This is a genomic window from Psychrobacter sp., from assembly GCF_036731945.1.
Taxonomy (GTDB): domain Bacteria; phylum Pseudomonadota; class Gammaproteobacteria; order Pseudomonadales; family Moraxellaceae; genus Psychrobacter.
The window spans coordinates 64,506-70,482 of record NZ_DAINDI010000004.1; the positions used below are offsets into that span (position 1 = coordinate 64,506).

Here is a 5,977-nt window from a genome sequence, read left to right on the forward strand (position 1 = left end):
GAAATGGCAGCCTAAAGACGTGCTGCACTGTTTATCAGCCCTTACCATCGAGGGCAAAACGCCGCGCACGCAAGCACGTATGCTGTCAAGCTTGCGCCAATTCTACCTTTGGATGATTGCTAGTAATTTGCGTGAAGACAATCCGTGTGAGCGTATCAAAAGTCCAAAATTAGGTCGTCCACTGCCAAAGGATTTGAGTGAGGCCGATGTCGATAATCTCCTCGCCGCGCCTGATACTAGCACCGCACTCGGACTACGTGATAAAGCTATGTTAGAGGTGCTGTATGCGTGCGGTCTGCGCGTCAGTGAGCTGATTAATCTGTCATTAGAACAAGTCAATCTAAACGCTGGTTGGCTACAAATTACCGGTAAAGGCAATAAAACCCGACTGGTGCCACTCGGCGAATATGCTGCGGACGCACTGGAAGATTATCTAACGCACGCTCGTGGCGATTTGATTGCGCATTTGAAATCGGGTAATTGCCAAGCAGTATTTTTGACCGCGCAAGGCGGCTATATGACACGGCAGAACTTTTGGTATCTATTAAAAAAATACGCCAAAGTTGCCAGCATTGATAAAGAATTATCACCACATACCTTACGTCACGCCTTTGCCACTCATCTGCTCAATCACGGCGCAGACTTGCGTAGCGTGCAGTTATTACTGGGGCACAGTGATTTATCAACCACGCAGATTTATACCCATGTGGCGACGGCGAGATTACAAAAGCTGCATGCCGAGCATCATCCGCGCGGTTAAAACTGAAATTAAAGATTTATTGATGATTGTAAAAGGAATATAACGTGTTGCAAGCTCAGCCATCTACTCTGCCTACCCTAACAAAAGGGCAAAATTCTGCCCTCAAAAACCTGACCATCATGGGTTATCTAGAAGGCACGTCTTTTTTATTATTGCTTGGTATCGCCATGCCACTAAAATATATGATGGGTATTACTGAAGCCGTGAAATATATCGGTATGGCGCATGGGGCATTGTTTATCGCCTATATTTTGATGCTACTGATTGCAACGAGCAAAATAAAGATGCCGCTATGGGCAATGCCTGCAGGTGTGCTTGGCTCGTTTTTACCATTTGGTCCGTTTATCTTTGATCATTTATTAAAGAAGCGGTTGGGGAAGTAGGATGCGCCTTGAGCATCCATGTTAGATATTGTCTTGATTAAGGTGCGATAGGCGCACCCTACTTCTTTTCTTCAACCCTTGCTACAATTCTATCAATCCCTAGCTGCAAACCTGCCCTTTTCTCGTTACAATACCTGCCATAGCTTATTAACCTTTTACCTATCTACTATCCGAGAATCCCATGAGCCACCCATTAAACCATAAGCCTCCTGCTGACCTATTAAAAAGCGCCGAACACTGGCGTGAAGACATTCATTTTCGCCAAGATGTGCTGGGCAAGCCGTTTGATTTTGCGACCACGTGGGGTATTTTTTCACCGCAAAAGCTCGATGATGGTAGCTTGATGCTGCTTGATTACGTGGATTTTCAAGCGGACGATGATTCGATCGATTTGGGCTGTGGTTATGGCGTGCTTGGGATGACGGCGGCGCGTGAATGCCCGAAAGGTCAGCATACCTTAATTGATAAGGATTTTATGGCGGTAGAATATGCGCGCTTGAATTGCGAGAAAAACGGTCTAAAGAATGTCGATGTACATTTATCAAACGGCTTTAACCATGTGGCAAAAGACAAAGACTTTAGCCTTGTGATGTCGAACTTGCCCGCTAAAGTCGGCAAAGAGCAGCATTATCTGTATTTCCTTGATGCTTATGCGCGCATGCGTCAAGGTGGGCGTTTTTATGTAGTGACAATCAATGGTTTACGTCAGTTTATGAAGCGCTCGTTTACCGAAGTCTTTGGCAATAGCGAAAAGGTTAAACAAGGTAAAACCTATACCATTACCATGGCGACCAAAGATTAAATGCAAGAATAAGACAAATAAAAAAGCCCGCTAACACGATGATGTGTTAGCGGGCTTTTTTATGGCTAAATTTTTAGAACTATATTTTTAAAGTTATATTTTTAGAATTACATTTTTAAGGTTACATTTGCCGCTTCAACAAATATCCACCCAATATCGCACTGGCGATAATCGGTAGTAACACCATCAATAATGGTGAAAAACCAGTCGCCAATGAGACAAAGCCGACCAAGTCTTGCACATAACTAAACAGCAACCCGAATAGCAATGCCACGACGATACGCAAGCCCAAGCTATGCGTACGTAGTGAGCCAAAGACGAATGAGCAAGCAACAATCACTAGCGATAAAATCGATAACGGTGACAGCAGCTTTTGCCAAAATGCCAACTCATGACTTAACGAGCGCGTGCCTTGCTGGTGCATAAATTGGCGATGCTCATATAATTGAGTCAATGACAAATCTTCGGCCTTACGAGTGAGTAAATACACCGACTCAGGCGCGAAGGGCAAACTCAAGGTATCTGACGGTGCGATAGCTTGGCTACTCTCAAAGCCCTGACTAATCATGAGCTTGGTCATATTATTCAGCTGCCACTTGTAACGATATTGCTCGCTCGGTTTGCTGCTATTAGTATCTATTGCTTCGCGGCCGATATATTTGCCGCCCTCGGCATGAATAGCAGTTTGCAGATTGCCATTATTGTCCAAATGCCAACGTTTAACTTCGCCGATATTGCCTTGCACATCGGCATAATCGATATACAAAATATCGCTGCCATCGGGCTTGGCACTGCCGTCTTTTGTACTCTCAAAGCGTGGTTGCACCGTCCAATAACCACGTACCGAGGTGACAAGCGAGCTATTATCTTGATCGTTAATTTCTTGCGCCAATTGATTAGAATGCGGTAGGACAAACTGATTAATCACCAATGCCAATAGTACAAAAATTAAGGCAGGCTGCAACACCCAACCGACGATACGATAAACGCTGACGCCAGCGGCGCGCATGACGACCAGCTCACTTTTATTGGCCAATAAACCCAAACCAACCACGGCACCAAGTAACGCGCCCGTTGGGATAAACTGCTCTAAGAAGTACGGCGAGCGATAAAAAATATATTTAATCGCCTCGCCCATCGTATAGTTGTCATCTAACGAATCTAACTCAGACAAATAAGAAAATACCAGCTGTAATGCCCACAAGCCTATAACCGCGCCAATGATGGCAAGCAAAGCATTAAGCTTGACGTAACGGCTCAGCACCTTTAGATTGGTCGGTTTTGGCGCAAGTTTTAGCTTAGAGCTTGGCGAATTTGGCTTTGATGAATTAGAATTTGATGATTTAGAGAATAAAGCGCTCATTAGGATTGTCCTCCTTGTGAGCCATTACTTTTTTGGTCAATATCGCCTTGATGCCCGCTGACGGTTAATAGCGCATCTGGTTTGCGAAAGCGCAAACGGTGCTGGACGCGGCTGCCCCAGTTCATATAAAGCGCCAAAGCCATAAATCCTAAAACCAGCCATGCATACGCCCAGACGCTAACACTGCCTTTACTCACCGCATTTTTGAGAGAAATAATACCCAGTGCGCAGCTGACAAATAACAAAATCGATGGGAACAGGCGCAACCAGCGACCTTGACGCGGACGGACTTGCGCCAGTGGCACGGCCAGCATCGGTGCAATAATCATGAGCCATGGCAAGGCCAGACGATAGCCAAGCTCCCCTTGCGCCGCTCGAAGTGCGTTTTCACTATTCACTGCGGTACTGCCTGTCGCCGCTTGCCACAACGGGCCTATCGCTTGGGTTTCAATATTGGCTTCGGTGATGACTTCTTTGGAAGATTCGGTCAAGGTGATACGGTAGCGATCAAAGCCCACTTGGTTGTATTTTAAACTGCCCGCGCCGACTTCATAGCGGCGACCTTGGAATAAGTCCAATTGGGTAATGCCGCTACTGCCGGTATCTACTTGCTGAGCGCGTTTGGCAAGGGTAATGGTATCTTTACTGATATCATTGTTGCTTGTAAGCGCGTTTGGTAGCTCTGGGATATTTAATTGCTCAGCGGTTTCTGGGTCGATATTGTTATTAGCATCAACGGCCGCATTTTTTGCCGCACTGCCTTTAGGCTTAGTCTCAGATTGAATCAATATCACATCTTGCAATTGTTTTTTATCATCACTCAAGCTGCCGACATACAAATGATAATTGCCACTACTGATAAACTGATTGGGACGTATCAAATCAAAGGCACTGGTCAACGCTTGCTGTTGCCATACGCTCTCCGATGAGCGTACGCCCCACGGTTTACCAACGATAGATAAGGCCGCCTCTCCAACAAATAATGCCAATATCAGCGGCGTCATCAACCGCCCAAGCTTACCGCGCGACACGCCGCTGGCATTAATCACCGCCATCTCTTGGTCGACGTATAAGCGCCCGAATACTAGCATGAGTGCGATAAAAAATGCCAATGGCAGGATAAGCTCTAAAAAGTAGGGCAAATTATAACCAATGATGGTAAATAATAGGCTGATGTCCAGATTGCCTTCTGCGGCAATGCCAAAGTAACGGATTAAGCGGCCGCCGAGCATCATCACCACTAAAAACCCCAAGACCAAGGCGGTCGTTGAGGCAACTTGTTGAGTCATATAGCGGCGTAATATCACAATAGGCACTCTTTAGAAAAAGGTTGGTATGCGCACAATTTAGCGCAGTTTGACTGGCGCCATGTTATAAACAGTAGCGATAAAGATAACCGCTAATCCTAGCATATTTTGCTCAAAAATGGCTGTGAAATGTGTTGGAAAACATTGTATGCATCTTGCTATAAGCCTTGATTGTTTGGTTCATAATAGCTAAAACCGACAAAGCCTACAGTGTATATAATTTATAAGAATACCTTAATCTAGGCGTGAATCTATTAACTATTTACGCCGTATGTTTGCTTTATACCATTTAGCAAAGTTTGTTTGTCCTTGGTATCCTTTGCCGCGCTTTTTTAGGTTTTGTTGCTAAACTACTGTTTCTGCCAAATTTAAATGGTACAAATATTTTAAATAGCACAAATAAATAGGTAGTCGATTCAAAAAAATATAGAATTGCTATGTTGATAGCGACGCCGCGCTCGCTGCGCACTCGCCTCGCAATATGCTACACTATTGTGCTAGCTGCATAAGCAACGGCATTTAAAAAGTATTATTTTAAAAAGCACGAATACATTAATAAAATACGTCATTTCATAACTCTAATAAGGATAACTATATGAATATTAAATTAACGCAAACCCTGCCAAAAACCCATACACAAAAAATACTTAAAAAAGAAGCCAAAAGTAAAGACGCTGCCTGTCTTGTGGTACTCGTCGATGATAAGAAAAATATCTTAGCTGAAGCGCAATTGAGCGATTATCAAAGCCGTATTGAGCAATTGATGGAAGTATCACATTTTAACGGCAAAGCCTGCGAAACCGTGGCTGATTATGCGCTCGCTGGCGATAAAAAAACCGCGAAAGAAAATCCAGTACAGCTATTACTCGTCGGTGTGGGTAATCTTGATAAGCTTAGCCATAGCGTCTTGCAGAAAATCGCTAATACCATTTATCAAAGCACGCAAAAACGTGTTGACTCTATTACCGTTGCTTTAGGTGATACGCTAGAAGAAAATCATTTCAGCCAGTTTGCTTTGAATTTACTCGCAGCAAGCTACCGTTTTGATAAATACAAATCTGAGCAAAACACGCCTGTTTTAACCGACATCTATTTACTTGCCGACCAGTCTTTGCAAGCGGCATTAGACTTTGTTCAAGCGGTGTTTGCTGGTCAAAGCTTGACCCGTGATGTCGCCAATGAGCCGGGCAATATCTGCTTCCCAGCTTACATGGCCGAACAAGCCGAAGCGCTTGCCAAAGCTTATCCTGACTTATTAAAAGTCACCGTCTTGGGTGAAGATGAGATGTCAGCGCTGGGTATGAACTGCTTCTTAGCGGTTGCCCAAGGTTCAGCCAAAGAAGGCAAATTGGTATTGTTAGA

At 44.4% G+C, this 5,977-nt stretch carries 6 protein-coding genes; 4 read left to right on the forward strand and 2 right to left on the reverse strand.

What is annotated here, in order from left to right; all coding sequences use genetic code 11:
* From xerD to V7D75_RS01680, 3 genes are all read left to right on the forward strand, one after another.
* Positions 1 to 760, forward strand: a 760-nt coding sequence (xerD, locus tag V7D75_RS01670; protein ID WP_333613145.1) for a site-specific tyrosine recombinase XerD, incomplete at its 5' end; no start/stop codon positions are given.
* A gap of 44 nt (positions 761 to 804) precedes the next feature.
* The gene (locus V7D75_RS01675) at positions 805 to 1,143 is read left to right on the forward strand and encodes a DUF3817 domain-containing protein (protein ID WP_288727368.1); all 339 of its coding nucleotides are present in this window, start codon (positions 805 to 807) and stop codon (positions 1,141 to 1,143) included.
* A gap of 181 nt (positions 1,144 to 1,324) precedes the next feature.
* Positions 1,325 to 1,945: a class I SAM-dependent methyltransferase gene (locus tag V7D75_RS01680; RefSeq protein ID WP_333613146.1), complete on the forward strand. Its 621-nt coding sequence runs from the start codon at positions 1,325 to 1,327 to the stop codon at positions 1,943 to 1,945.
* 121 nt (positions 1,946 to 2,066) lie between these two features.
* Here the strand turns inward: V7D75_RS01680 and lptG are convergent, their stop codons facing one another.
* Together lptG and V7D75_RS01690 are read right to left on the reverse strand one after the other, a co-directional pair.
* Positions 2,067 to 3,308, reverse strand: a complete 1,242-nt coding sequence (gene lptG / locus V7D75_RS01685) for an LPS export ABC transporter permease LptG (protein WP_333613147.1) — start codon at positions 3,306 to 3,308, stop codon at positions 2,067 to 2,069.
* The gene (locus V7D75_RS01690; RefSeq protein WP_333613148.1) at positions 3,308 to 4,597 is read right to left on the reverse strand and encodes an LPS export ABC transporter permease LptF; all 1,290 of its coding nucleotides are present in this window, start codon (positions 4,595 to 4,597) and stop codon (positions 3,308 to 3,310) included. The genes lptG and V7D75_RS01690 overlap by 1 nt, the downstream gene beginning before the upstream one ends.
* Positions 4,598 to 5,210: 613 nt before the next feature.
* Here V7D75_RS01690 and V7D75_RS01695 point away from each other — a divergent pair.
* Positions 5,211 to 5,977 (forward strand): M17 family peptidase N-terminal domain-containing protein (locus V7D75_RS01695; RefSeq protein ID WP_333613149.1); only part of this gene is annotated, 767 nt, incomplete at its 3' end.